The organism is Blastococcus sp. SYSU D01042 (genome assembly GCF_054050515.1).
The window spans coordinates 394262-413019 of sequence record NZ_JBJGZM010000003.1; the positions used below are offsets into that span (position 1 = coordinate 394262).

The 18758-nt window shown below is 74.9% G+C and carries 19 protein-coding genes; 15 read left to right on the plus strand and 4 right to left on the minus strand.

Features of this window, described 5'->3' with window-relative positions; all coding sequences use genetic code 11:
- Nucleotides 1-19 precede the first annotated feature (19 nt).
- The 6 genes from sucD (at nucleotide 20) to ACI79H_RS08680 (ending at nucleotide 6223) form a co-directional block, all read left to right on the plus strand.
- Nucleotides 20-895, plus strand: coding sequence for a succinate--CoA ligase subunit alpha (gene sucD, locus ACI79H_RS08655; RefSeq protein ID WP_456553962.1), 876 nt, complete (start codon nucleotides 20-22; stop codon nucleotides 893-895).
- A gap of 187 nt (nucleotides 896-1082) precedes the next feature.
- On the plus strand, nucleotides 1083-2039 hold the full coding sequence (locus ACI79H_RS08660) for a hypothetical protein (RefSeq protein WP_456553963.1): 957 nt from the start codon (nucleotides 1083-1085) through the stop codon (nucleotides 2037-2039).
- A 120-nt stretch (nucleotides 2040-2159) separates the two neighbouring features.
- Entirely contained in the window at nucleotides 2160-3356 is a 1197-nt protein-coding gene (locus ACI79H_RS08665) for a cell division protein PerM (RefSeq protein ID WP_456553964.1), read from the plus strand.
- Between the two features lie 70 nt (nucleotides 3357-3426).
- Entirely contained in the window at nucleotides 3427-4038 is a 612-nt protein-coding gene (gene purN / locus ACI79H_RS08670; protein ID WP_456553965.1) for a phosphoribosylglycinamide formyltransferase, read from the plus strand.
- On the plus strand, nucleotides 4035-5588 hold the full coding sequence (gene purH, locus ACI79H_RS08675; RefSeq protein ID WP_456553966.1) for a bifunctional phosphoribosylaminoimidazolecarboxamide formyltransferase/IMP cyclohydrolase: 1554 nt from the start codon (nucleotides 4035-4037) through the stop codon (nucleotides 5586-5588). The genes purN and purH overlap by 4 nt, the downstream gene beginning before the upstream one ends.
- The gene (locus tag ACI79H_RS08680; protein WP_456553967.1) at nucleotides 5588-6223 is read left to right on the plus strand and encodes a pentapeptide repeat-containing protein; all 636 of its coding nucleotides are present in this window, start codon (nucleotides 5588-5590) and stop codon (nucleotides 6221-6223) included. The genes purH and ACI79H_RS08680 overlap by 1 nt, the downstream gene beginning before the upstream one ends.
- Here ACI79H_RS08680 and ACI79H_RS08685 read toward each other — a convergent pair.
- Nucleotides 6220-6711 (minus strand): hypothetical protein, encoded by a 492-nt coding sequence (locus ACI79H_RS08685; protein WP_456553968.1) that lies wholly within the window; start codon nucleotides 6709-6711, stop codon nucleotides 6220-6222. The genes ACI79H_RS08680 and ACI79H_RS08685 overlap by 4 nt on opposite strands.
- Before the next feature lie 89 nt (nucleotides 6712-6800).
- Between ACI79H_RS08685 and ACI79H_RS08690 the strand changes: the two genes are divergently transcribed.
- From ACI79H_RS08690 to ACI79H_RS08710, 5 genes are all read left to right on the plus strand, one after another.
- Nucleotides 6801-7670 carry a bifunctional methylenetetrahydrofolate dehydrogenase/methenyltetrahydrofolate cyclohydrolase gene (locus ACI79H_RS08690; protein ID WP_456553969.1) on the plus strand — a complete coding sequence of 290 codons (870 nt, stop codon included), beginning with the start codon at nucleotides 6801-6803 and terminating at the stop codon, nucleotides 7668-7670.
- On the plus strand, nucleotides 7667-7972 hold the full coding sequence (locus tag ACI79H_RS08695) for a DUF3017 domain-containing protein (protein ID WP_456553970.1): 306 nt from the start codon (nucleotides 7667-7669) through the stop codon (nucleotides 7970-7972). The genes ACI79H_RS08690 and ACI79H_RS08695 overlap by 4 nt, the downstream gene beginning before the upstream one ends.
- Before the next feature lie 56 nt (nucleotides 7973-8028).
- Nucleotides 8029-8982 (plus strand): malate dehydrogenase, encoded by a 954-nt coding sequence (mdh, locus tag ACI79H_RS08700; protein WP_456553971.1) that lies wholly within the window; start codon nucleotides 8029-8031, stop codon nucleotides 8980-8982.
- Between the two features lie 39 nt (nucleotides 8983-9021).
- Nucleotides 9022-10236 carry an NADP-dependent isocitrate dehydrogenase gene (locus ACI79H_RS08705; protein WP_456553972.1) on the plus strand — a complete coding sequence of 405 codons (1215 nt, stop codon included), beginning with the start codon at nucleotides 9022-9024 and terminating at the stop codon, nucleotides 10234-10236.
- Nucleotides 10237-10411: 175 nt separating this feature from the next.
- The gene (locus ACI79H_RS08710; protein WP_456553973.1) at nucleotides 10412-11320 is read left to right on the plus strand and encodes an endonuclease domain-containing protein; all 909 of its coding nucleotides are present in this window, start codon (nucleotides 10412-10414) and stop codon (nucleotides 11318-11320) included.
- A 45-nt stretch (nucleotides 11321-11365) separates the two neighbouring features.
- Here ACI79H_RS08710 and ACI79H_RS08715 read toward each other — a convergent pair whose 3' ends face one another.
- On the minus strand, nucleotides 11366-12316 hold the full coding sequence (locus tag ACI79H_RS08715; protein ID WP_456553974.1) for a CAP domain-containing protein: 951 nt from the start codon (nucleotides 12314-12316) through the stop codon (nucleotides 11366-11368).
- A gap of 190 nt (nucleotides 12317-12506) precedes the next feature.
- On the opposite strand from ACI79H_RS08715, the gene ACI79H_RS08720 reads away from it, so the two are divergent.
- Nucleotides 12507-13829: a hemolysin family protein gene (locus ACI79H_RS08720; protein ID WP_456553975.1), complete on the plus strand. Its 1323-nt coding sequence runs from the start codon at nucleotides 12507-12509 to the stop codon at nucleotides 13827-13829.
- Here ACI79H_RS08720 and galE read toward each other — a convergent pair.
- Nucleotides 13826-14779 carry a UDP-glucose 4-epimerase GalE gene (gene galE / locus ACI79H_RS08725; protein WP_456553976.1) on the minus strand — a complete coding sequence of 318 codons (954 nt, stop codon included), beginning with the start codon at nucleotides 14777-14779 and terminating at the stop codon, nucleotides 13826-13828. The genes ACI79H_RS08720 and galE overlap by 4 nt on opposite strands.
- Before the next feature lie 37 nt (nucleotides 14780-14816).
- Here galE and hisC point away from each other — a divergent pair, with 37 nt between their 5' ends.
- The 3 genes from hisC to ACI79H_RS08740 are packed head-to-tail and all read left to right on the plus strand — an operon-like array spanning nucleotide 14817 to nucleotide 17510.
- Nucleotides 14817-15929, plus strand: a complete 1113-nt coding sequence (gene hisC, locus ACI79H_RS08730) for a histidinol-phosphate transaminase (RefSeq protein ID WP_456553977.1) — start codon at nucleotides 14817-14819, stop codon at nucleotides 15927-15929.
- Between the two features lie 16 nt (nucleotides 15930-15945).
- Complete coding sequence (gene trpS, locus ACI79H_RS08735; RefSeq protein ID WP_456553978.1) at nucleotides 15946-16965, plus strand: tryptophan--tRNA ligase; 1020 nt, start codon at nucleotides 15946-15948, stop codon at nucleotides 16963-16965.
- Nucleotides 16962-17510, plus strand: coding sequence for a 2'-5' RNA ligase family protein (locus ACI79H_RS08740; protein WP_456553979.1), 549 nt, complete (start codon nucleotides 16962-16964; stop codon nucleotides 17508-17510). The genes trpS and ACI79H_RS08740 overlap by 4 nt, the downstream gene beginning before the upstream one ends.
- Here ACI79H_RS08740 and ACI79H_RS08745 read toward each other — a convergent pair.
- Complete coding sequence (locus ACI79H_RS08745) at nucleotides 17507-18727, minus strand: D-alanyl-D-alanine carboxypeptidase family protein (protein WP_456553980.1); 1221 nt, start codon at nucleotides 18725-18727, stop codon at nucleotides 17507-17509. The two genes, ACI79H_RS08740 and ACI79H_RS08745, sit on opposite strands and share 4 nt — an antisense overlap.
- Nucleotides 18728-18758 lie beyond the last annotated feature (31 nt).

An 18758-nucleotide genomic window follows, 5' to 3' on the forward strand; every position in this document is an offset into this window, starting at 1 on the left:
GCGAACAGGACCTGTAGAGATGTCGATCTTCCTCAACGAGAACAGCAAGGTCATCGTCCAGGGCATGACCGGCTCGGAGGGCAGCAAGCACACCTCGCGCATGCTCGCCTCCGGCACCGCGATCGTCGGCGGCGTGAACCCGCGCAAGGCCGGCAGCAGCGTCGACTTCGACGGCACCAGCGTGCCGGTGTTCGGCTCGGTCGCCGACGCCATGAAGGAGACCGGCGCGGACGTCAGCGTCATCTTCGTGCCGCCGCCGTTCGCGAAGGCCGCCGCGATCGAGGCCGTCGACGCCCAGATCGGCCTCGCCGTGATCATCACCGAGGGCATCCCGGTGCACGACTCGACCGCCGTCTGGGCGCACGCCCAGGGTGGCGCGACGCGCATCATCGGCCCGAACTGCCCCGGCCTGATCAGCCCCGGGCGCAGCAACGCCGGCATCATCCCGGCCAACATCACCAAGCAGGGCAAGATCGGCCTGGTGTCGAAGTCGGGCACGCTGACCTACCAGATGATGTACGAGCTCCGGGACATCGGCTTCTCCACCGCCGTCGGCATCGGTGGCGACCCGGTCATCGGCACCACGCACATCGACTGCCTCCAGGCGTTCCAGGACGACCCGGAGACCGAGGCCATCGTGATGATCGGTGAGATCGGTGGCGACGCCGAGGAGCGGGCCGCGGACTTCATCAAGGCCAACGTGACCAAGCCCGTCGTCGGCTACGTCGCCGGCTTCACCGCGCCCGAGGGCAAGACCATGGGCCACGCCGGCGCCATCGTCTCGGGCTCGGCCGGTACCGCCCAGGCGAAGAAGGAGGCCCTCGAGGCCGCCGGTGTCCGGGTGGGCAAGACGCCGTCGGAGACCGCCCAGCTGATGCGCGAGATCATCGGCTGACGCCTCCCGCTCCTCCGCCACTGCCCGGGAACCGCTGCTGCGGTTCCCGGGCAGTGGCGCGTCCGGGGCCGTGCGCCCGGCCGGGAGGGTCACGGACGGGGATACTGCGGCCCGCACGCTTGCTCTCGTCGGGCTGCTGCTCGACGATGCGGTCCGTGATCGACCGACTACTGAGGAGTGGCTCGAGATGACCAGTCAGCCTCCGCCTCCGCCGCCGCAGGGCGGCGAGGGGCAGCCGGGGCCCGGCCAGCAGCCGCCCCAGCCCTACGGGCAGCAGCCGGCGCAGCCCTACGGGCAGCAGCCGGCGCAGCCGTACGGGCAGCCGCAGCCGTACGGGCAGCAGCCCCCGCCGCCGCCCGGCCAGCCGTCCTACGGGCAGCAGCCCTGGGGCCCGCCGCCCCAGCAGCCGTGGGGCCAGCCGCCGCAGGGCGGGTACGGCCAGCCGCCGCACGGCGCCCCCGGCCGGGCGAAGTCGTCGGTGGACCTCTCGCGGGTCGGGCTCCTCGACCGGTTGATCGCAGGCACGGCCCTGCTGTTCACCCTGTTCATGCTGCTGCCCTGGTACGGCTTCGACGACGAGGGCCTCGGCGACGTCGACCTCGACGCGTCCACCAACGGCTTCAGCGACACGGTCGGCTTCGGGGCCTTCACGTTCGACATCGGCTACGCCACCTGGCCGGCGGTGCTCGCCTGGCTGCTGCTGCTGGCCGCGGCGGTGTGGGTGCTGCTCCCGGCGATCCGGACCGTGCCGGTGCCCGTGCCGCGCACCTACGTCACCGCCGGGCTCACCGGCCTCGCCCTGCTGCTCTTCCTCATCACCTGGATCGACCAGCTGGGCCTCGCCGACGGGCCGGACGACGACGCGGGCTTCAGCGTGGTCGCGTTCCTCGCGCTGCTGACCGTGCTGGCTGCCGCCGTGCTCGGCGGGCTGCAGCTGCTGAAGGAGCTGCGCGCCCGCAAGGCGGGGAGCGGGGCGGCCGCCGGTGGGCAGGAGGCGTCCGGCCAGCAGCCGCCCGCCCGGCCCTACGGCCAGCAGGACCCCGGGCAGCCCTGGAGCCAGCAGCCGTCTCCGCCGCCGCAGCCCCCGTACGGCGGCCCGGGCGCGCCGCCGCCGCCGCCTCCGGGTGCGCCCGGCGGCGTCTGACCGCACCTGCACCGTGCCGACGAGGGTCGGCGGCTCCCGGCCGCCGGCCCTCGTCGCTTTGTCGGGCTCCCCGGGCGCGTGCGCCGACCACCGGCGGCGAGTCCTTGGGAGAGTGGACCCGTGGTCTCGTTGCTCGCACGCCTGCCCCGTGGGGGGCGCGACGCCGGGGGAGCGAGCCACGCGCACCGGCTGGTGTGGCCGGCGCTGGCCGCCGCCGGAGCCGTGTCCGCCGCAGGCCTCGGCGTCCTGGCGCTGGCCGTCGGCGTCGTCGCCACCCTCGACCCCACGGGCGGCCCGGGCGCGGCGGGCTCGGTCGCGCTCGCCGGCCGGCTCTGGCTGCTCGCCCAGGGCGCGGAGATCACGCTGGACTCCGGCCCGATCGCGCTGGCGCCGCTGCTGCTCACCCTGGGCATCGCATGGTGCCTGTCCGGCGCGGGCCGCCTGGTCGTGCGGGTCCGCGGGCTCGCCGGGGCACGCGACGCCGCGCGCGCCGGTGGGGTGCTGGTGGCCGCGCACGTCGTCCTCACCGCGCTGCTCGCCCTGCTGCTCGACGGGCCGGGAGCCGCGATCGGCCTGCCGCGGGCGCTCCTGGGCAGCGCGCTGCTCGCGGTCGCGGCGGCCGGCTGGGGGCTCGGGCGGGAGTCCGGTGCCCTGGACGCGGCGCTCGACCGGGTGCCCGGCCCGGCCCGGCCGGTGCTGCGCGGCGTGCTCGCGGGGGTGCTGACCGCGCTGGCGCTCTGCCTCTCCGTCGTCGCGGTCGCGCTGGCCGCCGACGCCGACGGGTACGCAGCCGTCTCCGGCCGGCTCGGCGGGGGCGCGGCCGGTGCGCTGGGGCTGCTCGGCCTCGGGGTGCTGCTGCTGCCGAACACGGCGGGGGCGGTGCTCGGGCTGGCCGCGGGGCCGGGGTTCGCCGTCGGCAGCGGCACCGTCGTCTCGGTGCACGGGGTGACGCTCGGCCAGGTCCCCGCGCTGCCGCTGCTCGCGGCGCTGCCCGACACCCAGGCGGTCCCGCTGCTCGCCTTCGCCTCGCAGGCCGTGCCCGCCGTCGCCGGCCTGGTCGCGGGCGCCACCCTGGCGCGCCACCTCTCCGCGCGCGACGGCGGCACGGTCGTGGCCGGGCTCGCCGGGGTGCTCGCCGGTGCGCTGCTGGGCCTGACCTGCGGGCTGCTCACCTGGGCTGCCGGCGGATCGCTCGGCGACGGCGCGCTGGCCACGGTGGGGGCGCCGCCGGTCGCGACGGGCCTCGCGATCGCGGCGCAGGCCGGCATCGCCGCGGCGCTCGCCGCCGCGGTCACCCGGTGGCGCACCCCCGCCTGACGGCTCCCTCCGGAGGCTCGCGCCGAGCCTGCGAGGCGTGAGGCGGAGGGGGTCCTTATAGGGTCGTCGGGTGAGCGCTTCGCGACGTTCGACGTCCCGGGCGCGGGTCGTGGTCCTCCTCTCGGGCACCGGGTCGCTGTGCGCCGCGCTGCTCGACGCGACCGACGACGCCGGTTACCCGGCGCAGGTCGTCGCCGTGGGTGCCGACCGGCGGGCCGACGGCCTCGCGCACGCCACCCGCCGCGGTCTGCCCACCTTCGTCTGCGCGCTGCGCGACCACCCCGACCGCGCCGCCTGGGACCGCGCCCTCGCCGCGGAGATCGCCGCCCACGAGCCCGACCTGGTCGTCTCGGCCGGCTTCATGAAGATCGTCGGCCCCGCCGTGCTCGACGCCTTCGAGGGGCGCCTGGTCAACACCCACCCCGCCCTGCTGCCGGCCTTCCCCGGTGCGCACGCCGTGCGGGACGCGCTCGCCGCGGGCGCGACGGTGACCGGCTCGACCGTGCACCTCGTCGACGCGGGCGTGGACACCGGGCCGGTGCTGGCGCAGCGCGAGGTGCCCGTGCTGCCCGGCGACGACGAGTCCCGACTGCACGAACGCATCAAGGCCGTGGAGCGCGTGCTCCTGGTGGAGACGGTGGCCCGGCTGGCCGCCGCAACGAGAGGACTGAGCTCCGCATGAGCGACCGCAGCCCGATCCGTCGCGCCCTGCTCGGGGTCTACGACAAGACCGGCATCGAGGAGCTGGCCCGCGGGCTGGCCGGCGCCGGGGTGGAGCTGGTCAGCACCGGCGCCACGGCCCGCCGGATCGCCGACGCCGGCATCCCGGTCACCCCGGTCGAGCAGGTCACCGGCTTCCCGGAGTGCCTGGACGGGCGGGTGAAGACGCTGCACCCCGCCGTGCACGCCGGCATCCTGGCCGACCGCCGCAGGCCCGAGCACGTCGCCCAGCTCGACGAGCTCGGCATCGCCGCGTTCGACCTGGTCGTGGTCAACCTGTACCCGTTCACCGAGACGGTCGCCTCGGGGGCCACCCCCGACGAGTGCGTCGAGCAGATCGACATCGGCGGCCCCGCGATGGTGCGGGCGGCGGCGAAGAACCACCCCTCGGTCGCCGTCGTCGTCGACCCGGCGCGGTACGCCGACGTGCTGACCGCCGTCGGGGAGGGCGGGTTCACCCTCGCCGACCGGCAGCGGCTGGCGGTCGCGGCGTTCCGGCACACGGCGTCCTACGACATCGCCGTCGCCTCGTGGATGGGCAGCGTGCTCGCGCCCGACGAGACCACGGACTTCCCCGAGTGGGTGGCCGCGAGCTGGGAGCGGGCCGACGTGCTGCGCTACGGCGAGAACCCGCACCAGGGCGCCGCGCTGTACCGCGGGTCGGTGCAGCCGGGCCTCGCGCACGCCGAGCAGCTGCACGGCAAGGCGATGTCCTACAACAACTACGTCGACACCGACGCCGCCTGGCGGGCCGCGCACGACCACGCCGACCCGTGCGTCGCGATCATCAAGCACGCCAACCCGTGCGGGATCGCGGTCGGCCCGGACATCGCCGCCGCGCACCGCAAGGCGCACGCCTGCGACCCGCTGTCGGCGTTCGGCGGCGTGATCGCGGCCAACCGCGAGGTGGACCTGACGATGGCCGAGCAGGTGGCCGAGATCTTCACCGAGGTGGTCGTCGCCCCGTCGTTCACCGACGACGCCGTGCGCGTGCTGACCGGCAAGAAGAACATCCGGCTGCTCCGGCTGCCGCACCTCCCGGGGGCGGGGGCGGAGCTGCGGCCGGTCAGCGGCGGGCTGCTGCTGCAGACCACCGACCGCATCGACGCCGACGGCGACGACCCGACGACCTGGACGCTGGCGACCGGCGAGCCGCTGGACGCCGCCGGCCTGGACGACCTGGTGTTCGCCTGGCGGGCCGTCCGTGCGGTGAAGAGCAACGCCATCCTGCTGGCGCACGACCGGGCGACGGTCGGCGTGGGCATGGGTCAGGTGAACCGGGTCGACTCCGCCAAGCTCGCCGTCGCGCGGGCGGGGGAGCGGGCCACCGGGTCGGTGGCCGCCTCCGACGCGTTCTTCCCGTTCGCCGACGGGCTGCAGGTGCTGCTCGACGCGGGCGTGCGCGCCGTCGTCCAGCCCGGCGGGTCGGTGCGCGACGAGGAGGTCGTCGCGGCGGCGGCCGCGGCCGGCGTGCCGCTCTACCTGACCGGTACGCGGCACTTCGCGCACTGATGGCGGGAGGACCGCGGCCGCACGTCGGTCCGCCGGGGGCGGGCGCGGTCCTCGAGGGGGAGGACCTCGCCCGCGTCGACTGGTGGGGTGCCGAGCTCGACGGCGTCACCTTCACCCGCTGCCGGTTCGACGACGCCTCGCTCGAGGAGCTCGTCACCCGGCGCTGCGTGTTCGAGCAGTGCGTGCTCACCGGCGTCCGGCTGGGCGGGTCACGGCACTCGGGCACGGCGTTCCTCTCCTGCCGGTTCGACCGCGCCCGGCTGATCGACGTCACCTGGGACGGCTGCAAGCTCACCGGCTCGACGTTCCCGGGCGCCCAGCTGCGGCCGATGACCAGCACCGAGAGCGACTGGAGCTACACCTCGCTGCGCGGCGTCGACCTGTCCGGGCTGGACCTGTCCGGGCAGCGGTTCCGGGACGCCGACCTCACCGACGCCGACCTGCGCGAGTGCGACCTCACCCGGGCGGACCTGGGTCGCGCGCGGCTGCAGGGCACCAAGCTCCGCGGGACCGACCTGCGCGGGGCCTCGACGGACGAGGTGAACTGGCTCGCCTTCGAGCTGACCGGCGTCCGGCTGGACCTGGCCCAGGCGGTGCAGGTCGCCCGCGCCCACGGTGCCCTCGTCGCGGACTAGCGGTACTTCCGGCCGGTGAGCAGGGCCTTGAGGCTGCCGAGCACGCCGAGGACGGCGACGGCGATCGCGCACCAGAAGCCGGGTCCGAACGTGCCGAGCTCCCAGTCCGCGTCCTGGAGGGGCACGAGGACCGCCCACACGACCAGCCCGCTCACGAGCAGCCCGAGCAGGCCGAGGAAGCGGTGCGAGCGGGCGGGCAGCCACATCCCGATCCCGAGCAGGAGCAGCACGCCACCGCCGAGCACGACCGCCAGCGGCTGCCACAGCCCGGTGTCGACGATCGAGTCCAGGTCCTCGAAGCCGTCGCGGACCAGGTCCCAGCCGGTCCCGTCGACGTCGGCCAGCCAGTCCAGCACCAGGCTGACGGCGGCGGCGATGCCGGCGAGGATGAGCAGCAGCCCGCCCAGGCTCTCCGGCCCGCGGTAGGCGACCGGGTCCGCCGAGTACACCGGCGTCGTCGTGGTCGCACCCTGCTCGCGTTCGGTCATCGCGCACCTCCGGCCGGGGCGGGGTCGTCCGCCACGGCGAGCCTAGGACCGCGACGCCGGTCGCGGCAGGTCTCGGGCACACTGTCGTCGTGCCCGCGACGATCCTGGACGGCAAGGCGACGGCGGCGGCGATCCGCAGCGAACTGACGGGGCGGGTGGCCGCGCTCGCCGCGGCGGGCCACCGCCCGGGGCTCGGCACGCTCCTGGTCGGCGACGACCCGGGTAGCCGCTGGTACGTCGACGCCAAGCACTCCGACTGCGCGCAGGTCGGCATCGCCAGCATCCAGCGCGAGCTGCCGGCCACGGCCACGCTCGCCGAGGTGCTCGCCGTCGTCGAGGAGCTGAACGCCGACCCGGCCTGCACCGGCTACATCGTGCAGCTGCCCCTCCCCGCCGGGGTGGACGAGAGCGTCGTCCTCGAGGCGATGGACCCGGCCAAGGACGCCGACGGACTGCACCCGGTCAACCTGGGCCGGCTGGTGCTCAACGTGCCGGGGCCGCTGCCGTGCACGCCGGTCGGCATCGTCGAGCTGCTGCGCCGCTACGAGGTGCCGATCGCCGGCGCCGAGGTGGTCGTCGTCGGCCGCGGGATCACCGTGGGCCGGCCGCTGGGCCTGCTCCTGACCCGCCGCACCGAGAACGCCACGGTGACGCTGTGCCACACCGGCACCCGCGACCTCGCCTCCCACCTGCGCACGGCGGACGTCGTCGTCGCCGCCGCGGGGGTGCCCGGGCTGATCACCGCCGACCTGGTCAAGCCCGGTGCCGCGGTGCTCGACGTCGGCGTCAGCCGGGTGGACGGCAAGATCGCCGGCGACGTCGCCGCGGACGTGAGGGACGTCGCCGGGTTCGTGGCGCCCAATCCCGGCGGGGTCGGCCCGATGACCCGGGCGATGCTGCTGCAGAACGTGGTCCTGGCCGCTGAGCAGGCAGCCGCCGCCGAGGCACTCTCGGCGTGAGCGAGGCCCGGCCGCCGCTCTACGTCCGCCGGCCGTTCGTCGCCGGGCTGGTCCGTCAGCTGCCGCTGCTCGCGGTGCTGGTCGTGGTGGGCGTCGGGCTGCTGCTGGTCACCGTCGAGCACTGGCGCAGAGGCCTGATCGTCATGGGCGTCGCGCTGGTGGGGGCGGCGCTGCTGCGGCTCTTCCTGCCCGAGCGGCGGGTCGGCTTCCTCGCCGTCCGCAGCCGGCCGGTGGACGTCGTGCTGATGGCGGTCGCGGGGCTGGCGCTGACCGTCGTGTCGGTGGCCATCCCCGGGGCCTGAAGATCGCAGCGCACCCGCTGAGGCGCGACGACCTCCGCGGCGCTAGGTTGGCGGCCATGGCAGAGAAGCCTCGGAACGGCAAGGTCACCGTGGTGGGCGCCGGCTTCTACGGCTCCACGACCGCTCTCCGTCTCGCCGAGTACGACATCTTCGAGACCGTCGTCCTCACCGACATCGTCGAGGGCAAGCCCGAGGGCCTGGCCCTCGACATGAACCAGTCGCGCCCGATCGAGGGCTTCGAGACCCGGGTGGTCGGCGTCGGGGGTGGCTCCTACGAGGGCACCGAGGACTCCGACGTCGTCGTCATCACCGCCGGCATCCCGCGCAAGCCGGGGATGAGCCGGATGGACCTCATCGAGACCAACGCCGGCATCGTCCGGCAGGTCGCGGAGAACATCGCCTCGACGTCGCCCGACGCCGTTGTGATCGTGGTGTCCAACCCGCTCGACGAGATGACGGCGCTCGCCCAGCTGGCCACGCAGTTCCCCAAGGGCCGCGTGATGGGGCAGGCCGGGATGCTCGACACCGCCCGGTTCACCGACAACGTGGCCGAGGAGCTCGGCGTCCCGGTCTCCTCGGTGCGGACGCTGACCCTGGGGTCGCACGGCGACACCATGGTGCCGGTGCCCTCCCGGTGCACCGTCGACGGCAAGCCGCTGGCCGACGTCATGGCCGCCGACCGGATCGAGCACCTCGTGGACCGCACCCGCAACGGCGGGGCCGAGGTCGTGGCGCTGCTCAAGACCGGCTCGGCGTACTACGCGCCGTCGGCGGCCGCGGCCCGCATGGCCAGGGCCGTGATCGAGGACTCCGGTGCCGTGATGCCGGTGTGCGCCTGGGTCGACGGCGAGTACGGGATCAGCGGCGTGTACCTGGGCGTCGAGGCCGAGATCGGCCGAGAGGGAGTGCGGAAGGTCGTCGAGGGCGACCTGTCCGAGAGCGAGCTGGCCGGGCTGCGCGAAGCAGCCGAGGCCGTGCGCGCCAAGCAGGCTGACGTAGCCGACCTCTGAGCGAACGCTCGGAGCAGCAGAGAGTAAGGAAACCCGTACGTGGCGAAGATCAAGGTCGAGGGCACCGTCGTCGAGCTCGACGGCGACGAGATGACCCGGATCATCTGGCAGTTCATCAAGGACCAGCTGATCCTCCCGTACCTCGACGTGAACCTGGAGTACTACGACCTGGGCATCGAGTCGCGCGACGCGACCGACGACCAGGTCACCGTCGACTCCGCCAACGCCATCAAGAAGCACGGCGTCGGCGTCAAGTGCGCGACGATCACCCCGGACGAGGCGCGGGTCGAGGAGTTCGGCCTGAAGAAGATGTGGCGCTCCCCGAACGGGACGATCCGCAACATCCTCGGCGGCGTCATCTTCCGCGAGCCGATCATCATGCAGAACGTGCCGCGCCTGGTGCCGGGCTGGACCAAGCCGATCATCGTCGGCCGCCACGCCTTCGGCGACCAGTACCGCGCCACGGACTTCAAGTTCCCCTCGGCGGGCACCCTGACGGTGACCTTCACGCCGTCGGACGGCTCCGAGCCCATCGAGCACGAGGTCTTCCAGGCCCCGGGCGCCGGCGTCTCGCTGTCGATGTACAACCTCGACGACTCGATCCGCGACTTCGCGCGCGCCTCGATGAACTACGGCCTGGACCGCAACTACCCGGTCTACCTCTCCACGAAGAACACGATCCTCAAGGCCTACGACGGCCGGTTCAAGGACATCTTCGAGGAGGTCTTCGAGACCGAGTTCAAGGACAAGTTCGACACCGCGGGCATCACCTACGAGCACCGGCTGATCGACGACATGGTCGCCGCCTCCCTCAAGTGGGAGGGCGGCTACGTCTGGGCGTGCAAGAACTACGACGGTGACGTGCAGTCCGACACCGTGGCCCAGGGCTTCGGCTCGCTCGGCCTCATGACCTCGGTGCTCGCGACCCCGGACGGCCGCACGGTCGAGGCCGAGGCCGCCCACGGCACGGTCACCCGCCACTACCGCCAGCACCAGCAGGGCAAGGAGACGTCGACCAACCCGATCGCGTCGATCTTCGCCTGGACCCGGGGCCTCGCGCACCGCGGCAAGCTGGACGGCACCCCCGAGGTCACCCGCTTTGCGGAGACCCTCGAGCGGGTCTGCATCGACACCGTCGAGAGCGGCCAGATGACCAAGGACCTCGCGCTGCTCATCTCCAAGGACAGCCCGTGGCTGACCACCCAGGACTTCCTGGCGGCCATCGACGGCAACCTGAAGAAGGCCATGGCCTGACCAGGCGCTGACACCGGCGGCCCCCGCACTCCTCCCGGGTGCGGGGGCCGCTGCTCGTTCCCCCCGAGGGCGGGGTTCCGGGGGTCCGAAAGGCCTCTCGGAGCCCCTGATCCCCGCCCTCGTGGGCCTGTGGACAGCGGTCACGCCCTGGGTGGGAGCACGGCACGCTCCGGGGGTGCCTCCCGCCCGCAAGCCGCCCGAGCTCGTGGGTTGCGTGTTCCGCGCGCGAGACGTCATCGGTGACGGGCTGCTCTCGCGGGACCAGTTGCGCAGCACGGCCTGGCGACGGGTGCTCCAGGGCGTCTACGCCGACGCCGACCTCCCGGACACCCACGCCATCCGGATCCGCGCCGCGCGGATGCTCGCGCCGCCCTCCGCGGTCGTCAGCGGCCGGAGCGCCGCCTACCTCCTGGGCGCGCGCGGCCTCGTCGACGTCGGCACGCCGGTCGAGATGGCCGTGCCCGCGCACGATCGGTTCGGGCCGGTCGTCGGCCTGCGCATCCGGAAGGTGGCGGTGCCGCCCACCGACCTCCGTCTCGTCGGCGGCTTCCGGTGCACCACAGGTCTCCGGACGGCGCTGGACGTGGCCCGCACCGAGCCGGTGGACGACTCGGTTCCCGCCCTCGACGTGCTGTTGGCTGCCGGGATCGTGGGGCTGGACGAGCTGCGCCGGGCCGCAGCGGCGCTGATCGGCGTCCGCGGGGCGCGGGGCGCCCGGGAGGCGGCGGCGTTGGCGGATCCGCGGGCGGAGTCGCCGCCGGAGTCGCGGCTGCGCGTGCTCCTGGCGCGGGCCGGCCTGCCCGCGGTGCCCCAGTTCGTCGTCCACGATGCGGCCGGACGCTTCGTCGCCCGCGTCGACCTCGCCTATCCCGAGCTCTGCCTGGCGGTCGAGTACGACGGCGCGTGGCACGCGGAGGACGGGCAGTTCGCCCGTGACCGCCGGCGGCTCAACCGGCTCGTCGCGGCCGGGTGGGTGGTGCTCCACGTGACCGCGGCCGACCTGCGCCGGCCCGATCAGCTCGTCGCCCGGCTGCACGCCCTGCGAGCCGCACGAGGGCAGGGTTCCGGGGCCTCCGACGCGTGATCGGAGCCCCGGAACCCCGCCCTCGCGGAGGAGTCGGTGGAGAGGTCAGCCGAAGAGCTGGGTCCACCAGGGGCCGCCGCCGCCGTCGGCGATGCCGACGCCGAGGCGGGTGAGGCTGCAGTCGAGGATGTTGGCGCGGTGGCCGGGGCTGTTCATCCAGGCGGTCATGACCGCCGCGGGGTCGGCCTGGCCGCGGGCGATGTTCTCCGCCCGCGCGGAGACGCCGGCGGCGTCGGCGCGGTCGAAGGGGCTCAGGCCCTCGAGGTTCACGTGATCGAAGTAGCCGCGGTCGCGCATGTCGGCGCTGTGCGCGGCGGCGACCCCGGCCAGGCCGCCGTCGGCGCTCACCGGACGGCAGCCGGCGGCGGCGCGCTCCTGGTTCACCAGCGCCAGCACCTGGGTGGCGCGGTCGGAGGCCGCGGGGGCGGGGGCGGGCGCCGGGGCCACCGGTGCCGCCGCCTTCGGCGCGGCGGGCGCCGGGGCGGGAGCGGGAGCCGGAGCCGGCGCCGGGTGCGGCGCCTCGGCGACCGGAGGGGTCTCGACCGGCGCGGGCTCGGGCGTCGGCTCGGGGGTCGGGGCCGGCTCGGCGGCCGGCGCGGGCGCCTCGGGTGCCGACGGCGCCGGCGCGGCCGGGACCGGGGAGGGCGCCATCCGCTCGGACCGGCTGGTCGACGGCTCCACCCGGAGCCCGTCGGGGCCCATGCTCAGGCGGGCGGAGGCGCTGGCGAAGGTCGACGACGTCGGCCGCCCGTCGAGGCCCATCACGACCGGCGAAGCGCTGATCCGCGCGGCCGAGGTCGGGTCCAGGTCCAGCTCGGTGGGGGAGTCGGAGCCGGAGACGACGGGCGCGGCGAGCACGAAGCCGGTCACGAGGGCGAGGACGAGCACGCCCAGCGACAGCCGGCGGCGAAGGGCCGTGGCTGCCCGGGAGCGACGACGCGACGAGCCCTCGGTCGGGCGAGCGGTCGCAGCGGTGCTGGTGGAACGGTGGCGCACGGGACTCCCCGGGATGATCACGATTCGTTATCAACTGGAGACTAACCGTAAGCGAGCGATTGCCCAAGGTTCACGAGACGCACGTCACACCGGGTTCGGCTGGAGTCCACCGCCGGGCTGCCGAGGTCCGCGGCGGGCACCATGGAGGCGCCCGCACCACCCCGATCCCGTTCCGAGGAGCACGCCCCAGGTGAGCGACGTCTGGCTCAGCATCGTCATGGTCGTCGTCTTCATCCTGATCGGAGGCGTCTTCGCGGGCGCCGAGATCGCGCTCGTGTCGCTGCGCGAGTCGCAGGTCCGGGCGATGGCCGACACCGGCCGCCGCGGCCAGGCGGTGCAGCGGCTGCTCAGCGACCCCAACCAGTTCCTGGCCGCCGTCCAGGTGGGCGTCACCTTCGCCGGCTTCTTCTCCGCCGCGTTCGGCGCCAGCACGCTGTCGGAACCCTTCGGCGACTGGCTGCAGGACAGGGGGGTCTCCGCCGGCCTGTCGGGCACCCTCGCGCTGGTCCTGGTCACGATCGCCATCAGCTACGTCTCGCTGGTCGCCGGCGAGCTGACCCCCAAGCGGCTCGCGCTCCAGCGCGCCGAGGGGTTCGCCCTGCTCGTCGCCGCGCCGCTCAACTTCATCGCCAAGCTGTCCCGGCCCATCATCTGGCTGCTGTCGAAGTCGACGAACGCGCTCGTGCGGCTGTTCGGCGGCGACCCCACGCAGGCCGGCGAGTCGATCAGCCAGGAGGAGCTGCGCGACCTCGTCGCCGCCCACGAGTCCCTCAGCAGCGACGAGCGGCGGCTGATCGACGAGGTGTTCCGGGCCGGCGAGCGCGAGGTGCGCGAGGTCATGACGCCGCGCACCGAGGTCACCTTCCTCGACGCGTCGATGACCGCCAGCCGCGCGGCCAAGCTCGTCGTCGACAGCAACTACTCGCGCTACCCCGTGGCCGGCCGCGACCAGGACGACGTCGTCGGCTTCGTGCACGTCCGGGACCTGTTCCTGCCCTCCCACCCGGCCGGCCGCGCGGCGACCGTGGGCGACCTCGCCCGCGAGGTCAAGCGCCTCCCCGGCACCGCGGGCGTGCTGACCGCGCTCAGCGAGATGCGGCGGGAGAGCCACCACCTGGCGATCGTCGTCGACGAGTACGGCGGCACCGACGGCATCGTGACCCTCGAGGACCTCATCGAGGAGGTCATCGGCGAGATCTACGACGAGTACGACGCCGAGGTCGAGCCGGAGGCCGGGCAGTCGCCCGACGCCCCGCGGGAGGTCGACGGACTGCTCAACCTGGACGACTTCACCGAGGCCACCGGGCTGCAGCTGCCCGAGGGCCCCTACGAGACCGCCGCCGGCTACGTGCTGGCCGGTCTCGGCCGACTGCCCGAGGTCGGCGACGCCGTCGAGGTCGAGGGCCGGTCGGTCACCGTCGTCGAGCTGGACGGCCGGCGGATCGCGCGGCTGCGGGTCGACCCGCCGCCGCCGGCCCCCGAGGGCGAGCCGGACGGCGCGGAGACCCCCTAGCGGCTCCTCGCCACGTCCCAGGCGTCGCGCACGATGCCGACCAGGTCGGTGCGCCGAGGCGCCCAGCCCAGGTCGGCGCGGATCCGGTCGCTGGAGGCGACCAGCTGCGCCGGGTCGCCGGCCCGACGGGGACCGTCGGTCGTGGGCACCGGGTGGCCGGTGACCTCGCGGGCGGCGTCGACGACCTCCTGCACGGAGAAGCCGGTGCCGTTGCCCAGGTTGTAGATCCGGTGCTCACCGGCCGACGGCGCGGGCAGCGCCAGCAGGTGGGCGTCGGAGAGGTCGCCGACGTGCACGTAGTCGCGGATGCAGGTGCCGTCGGGCGTCGGGTAGTCGCGGCCGAAGACGGTGAGCGCCTCGCGCTGCCCGGCGGCCACCTGGAGCGCCAGCGGGATCAGGTGGGTCTCGGTGGCGTGCCGCTCGCCGAGGCCGAACGCCGCGCCGGCCACGTTGAAGTAGCGCAGGCTCACCGCCGCGAAGCCGTGCGCCACCGCGTACGAGGTCAGCATGTGGTCGACGGCGAGCTTCGAGGCGCCGTAGGTGTTGGTCGGCCGGGTCGGCGCGTCCTCCCGGATCGGGACGGCGTCGGGCTCGCCGTAGGTCGCCGCGGTGGAGGAGAAGACGATCCGACGGCAGTCGGCGGCGCGCATCGCCTCGAGCAGCGCCAGCGACCCGGCGACGTTGGTCGACCAGTAGTCCTCGGGCTGCTGCTGGGAGACGCCGACCAGCGAGCGGGCGGCGAAGTGCAGCACCGCCTCGGGGCGGACCTCGGCGAGCACCGGTGCCGAGTCGTGCAGCGAGACCTGGGCCAGCGCCGCCCCCTCGGGGACGGCGTCGGCGTGTCCCGTGGAGAGGTCGTCGAGCACCGTGACCTCGTGGCCGTCGGTGAGCAGGGCAGCGGTCACTACGCTGCCGATGTAGCCGGCCCCGCCGGCGACCAGGACGCGCATGCCGCCCACCCTAGGGCGGCCGAGGAGGTAGCTGCCCGTGGTGAGCCCCCGCCCGGCGGTCCAGGCCCTGCCGGCGTACCGGCCCGGGCGCAACCCCGCCGACCTCGCCCGGGAGATCGGCGTCGACCGCGCGGTCAAGCTCGCGAGCAACGAGGTGGCGTTCCCGCCGCTGCCGGCCGTCGTGCGGGCGGTGGCTGCGGCCGCCGCCGAGACCAACCGCTACCCGGACAACGGGGCGACCGTCCTCACCGCGGCGCTGGCCGAGCGCTACGGCGTCGACCCCGCGCAGGTCGCCACCGGCTGCGGTGCGGTGACCCTGTGCCAGGAGCTCGCTCAGGCCTACACCGAGCCGGGGACCAGCATCGCCTTCGCCTGGCGGTCGTTCGAGATGTACCCGCTGCTGGCGCAGGTGGCCGGCGCCCGCGCGGTGCAGGTGCCGCTGATCCCCGGGCACGAGGGCGGCCCGGCCGACACCCACGACCTCGACGGCCTGCTGGCGGCCATCGACGGCACCACCCGCCTGGTGTTCGTCTGCAACCCCAACAACCCCACCGGGACGGCGGTGCGGCGGGCGGAGCTCGAGCGTTTCCTCGACGCGGTCCCGGCGACGACGCTGGTCGTGCTCGACGAGGCCTACCGCGAGTTCGTCAGCGACCCCGACGTCCCCGACGGCGTGGAGCTCATGCGCGGCCGGCCCAACGTCGCCGTCCTGCGCACCTTCTCCAAGGCGTGGGGCCTGGCCGGCCTGCGGGTGGGCTACCTGCTCGCCGAGGACCCCGCCGTCGCCGAGGCGGTGCGCAGGACGCACGTGCCGTTCAGCGTCTCGATGCTCGCCCAGGCCGCGGCGGTCGCCGCGCTGGCGAGCGAGGACGAGGTGCGCGAGCGCTGCGCCGCGGTCGTCTCCGAGCGCGCGCGGCTGACCGCGGCGCTGCGCGAGCGGGGCCACCGGGTCGAGGAGAGCCAGGCGAACTTCGTCTGGCTGCCGGTGGGGGAGCAGGCCGTCCCGCTGGCCGCCGCGCTGGAGTCGCGGGCGGTCATCACCCGGCCGTTCGCCGGCGAGGGGGTGCGGGTCACCGTCGGGGCGCCCGACGAGGACGACGCCTTCCTCGCCGCGCTGGACGCCGTGGGCGACGGTGCCCCGTCCCGCTGACGCGCGGGCTGGTTTGATGGACGTCGTGCCTCTTCCCCGCGTCTTCTCGGGCATCCAGCCGTCGGCGGGCTCCTTCCAGCTCGGCAACTACCTGGGTGCGCTGCGGCAGTGGGTCGCCCTCCAGGAGACGACCGACGCCTTCTACTGCGTCGTCGACCTGCACGCGATCACCGTCCCGCAGGACCCGGAGGAGCTCCGCCGCAACACCCTGACCTCGGCCGCGCAGCTGCTCGCCCTGGGCGTCGACCCGGCCCGCAGCACCGTGTTCGTGCAGAGCCACGCGCCCGAGCACCTGCAGCTGGCCTGGGTGCTGGAGTGCCTCACCGGGTTCGGCGAGGCCAGCCGGATGACCCAGTTCAAGGACAAGAGCCAGCGCGAGGGTGCGACCGGGACGACGGTGGGCCTTTTCACCTACCCCGTGCTCATGGCCGCCGACATCCTGCTCTACCAGGCCGACCAGGTGCCGGTGGGCGAGGACCAGCGCCAGCACATCGAGCTGACCCGTGACCTCGCGGGCCGCTTCAACGGCCGCTTCGGCGACACCTTCCGGGTGCCCGAGGGCTTCATCCCCGCCGGTGGCGCGCGGGTCATGGACCTGCAGACGCCGGAGAAGAAGATGAGCAAGAGCCTCCCGCCGGCCGGCTGCGTCTACCTGCTCGACGACCCGAAGGCGACCGCGAAGAAGATCCGCTCGGCGGTCACCGACACCGGCCGCGAGGTCGTCGCCGACCCGGTGGCCAAGCCGGGGGTCACGAACCTGCTCACCATCCACAGCGCGCTGTCCGGCCGCACCGTCCCCGAGCTCGAGGAGCAGTTCGCCGGCCGCGGCTACGGCGACCTGAAGAAGGAGCTCGCCGAGGTCGTCACCGACTTCGTGACGCCGGTCCGGGAGCGCACCACCGAGCTGCTGGACGACCGGGCCGAGCTCGAGCGCATCCTGGCCGACGGCGCCGCGCGCGCCCGCGAGGTCGCCCGGGAGACCGTGGCCGAGGTGTACGAGCGGGTCGGCTTCCTGGCCCCCGGGGCGCGGGCGTGACCGAGGGCGCGGAGGCGGGGGGGACGGCGGTCATCGGCGTCGTCATCGCCCTGCCCGAGCCCTGGGCCCAGCTGCTGGTCGACTGGCGGGCCAAGGTGGGCGACCCGCAGGCCACCCTCGTGCCGCCGCACGTGACGCTGCTGCCGCCGACCGAGGTGCCCGTGGCCGACCGCCCGGCCATCGCCGAGCACCTCGCCGCCGTCGCCGGCGCGCACGCGGCGTTCCCCATGCACCTGTCGGGCACCGGCACCTTCAGCCCGGTCTCCGAGGTGGTCTTCGTGACCGTGGCCCGGGGCATCGGCAACTGCGAGCTGCTCGCCACCGACATCCGCCAGGGTCCGCTGGCCCGGCCGCTGGCCTACCCGTACCACCCGCACGTCACGGTCGCGCACGACGTGGCGCCGGACATGCTGGAGCTGGCGTACAGCGGGCTGGCCGACCTCTCCGCGGAGTTCCCCGTGCAGCACTTCACCGAGTTCGAGCAGCTGCCCGGCGGCGCGTGGGCGGTCGCCCGCGAGTACCCGCTCACCGGCGCCCCCCTCTAGCGGTCCCGCGGCACCCGTCGCACCGCCCGCCGCCGGCCGACCACGGTCGCGGCGACGACGAGCAGGGCGGCGGCCGCCAGCCCGGCGCCCAGCAGCGGGGAGGCGGCGTCGTCGTCCTGCGCCGCCGTGGCCGCGGCCGGCGCGGCCGGTGACGCCGCGCGGGGAGCCGGCGGGTCGGGCTCCTCGGCCGCGACCAGGTCCCCCGGCTCGACCAGCCGGCCCACGCCCTCGGTGCCCGGCGGCACCGTGAACCCCCAGTCGAGCAGCAGCGCCGCCTGGTCGGCGGCCCGCAGCGGCTGGTTCTCGGTGTCAAGCACGCTGACCACCAGCCGCCGGCCGTCCCGCTCGGCCGCGGTCACGAAGGCGTGCCGGGCGGCGTCGGTGAAGCCGGTCTTCCCGCCGAGCGTGCCGGGGTAGCCGGCCAGCGGGTTCTGGTTCTGTATCTGGAAGCCGGCCGACCGGCCGGGCACCTCCGGCACCTGCGCGGTGGGCAGGGTCAACACCGCGGCGGCCGCGGGCACCTCCAGCAGCTCGCGGAAGATCAGCGCCAGGTCGTAGGGGGAGCTGGACTGCCCGGCGACGTCGAGACCCGACGGTCCGCCGACGACGGTGTCGTAGGCGCCGATGGACTCCGCCACCTCGGTCATCGCCGCGACGGTCGCCGCGGTCCCGCCGGCGGCGCGGGCCAGCGCATTGGCCGCATCGTTGCCCGACTGCAGGACCAGCGCCTCGAACAGGAAGCCGACGGTGTACCGGCCGCCGGTGACCAGCCCGACCCGGCTGCCGTCGACCTGCTCGTCCTCCGGGGTTCCGACCACCTCCTGCGCCGGGTCGAGGCGGGGTGCGAGGGTCAGCAGCGTCAGGGTCTTGAGCGTGCTGGCCGGGTAGTAGCGGCCGTGCGGGTCGCGTGCGGCGAGCACCGCGCCCGACCCCGCGTCGGCCACCAGCCAGCCCGAGGCGGCCAGCGGCCCCGGCAGCGGAGGCGCGTCGGCGGCGACGACCAGACCGCGGGTGTCGAGGTCCCCGCCGCCGACCGTGCTGCCGTCGGGGGCGCTGCCCTGCGGCGGCGGGCCGGCCAGCGGCGCCGTGGGGGTGGGGGCCGTCGGGTCCGCCGTCGGGCGCGGCTCCTCCGCCACGGCCGTCGGCGCGCCCACCAGGAGCGCCCCCGCGGCGAGGACAGCGGCCAGCAGCGTCCGAGGGCCGTCCCGTCGTGCCACGTCCCGAACGGTAGAGCCCCGGCGGCCCGCG

Coding starts and splice junctions, on each gene's coding strand:
- trpS (WP_456553978.1), top strand. CDS start 15,946: ATGGACGTCGTGCCTCTTCCCCGCGTCTTCTCGGGCATCCAGCCGTCG.
- ACI79H_RS08680 (WP_456553967.1), top strand. CDS start 5,588: ATGGCGGGAGGACCGCGGCCGCACGTCGGTCCGCCGGGGGCGGGCGCG.
- sucD (WP_456553962.1), top strand. CDS start 20: ATGTCGATCTTCCTCAACGAGAACAGCAAGGTCATCGTCCAGGGCATG.
- mdh (WP_456553971.1), top strand. CDS start 8,029: ATGGCAGAGAAGCCTCGGAACGGCAAGGTCACCGTGGTGGGCGCCGGC.
- purH (WP_456553966.1), top strand. CDS start 4,035: ATGAGCGACCGCAGCCCGATCCGTCGCGCCCTGCTCGGGGTCTACGAC.
- ACI79H_RS08685 (WP_456553968.1), bottom strand. CDS start 6,711: ATGACCGAACGCGAGCAGGGTGCGACCACGACGACGCCGGTGTACTCG.
- ACI79H_RS08660 (WP_456553963.1), top strand. CDS start 1,083: ATGACCAGTCAGCCTCCGCCTCCGCCGCCGCAGGGCGGCGAGGGGCAG.
- galE (WP_456553976.1), bottom strand. CDS start 14,779: ATGCGCGTCCTGGTCGCCGGCGGGGCCGGCTACATCGGCAGCGTAGTG.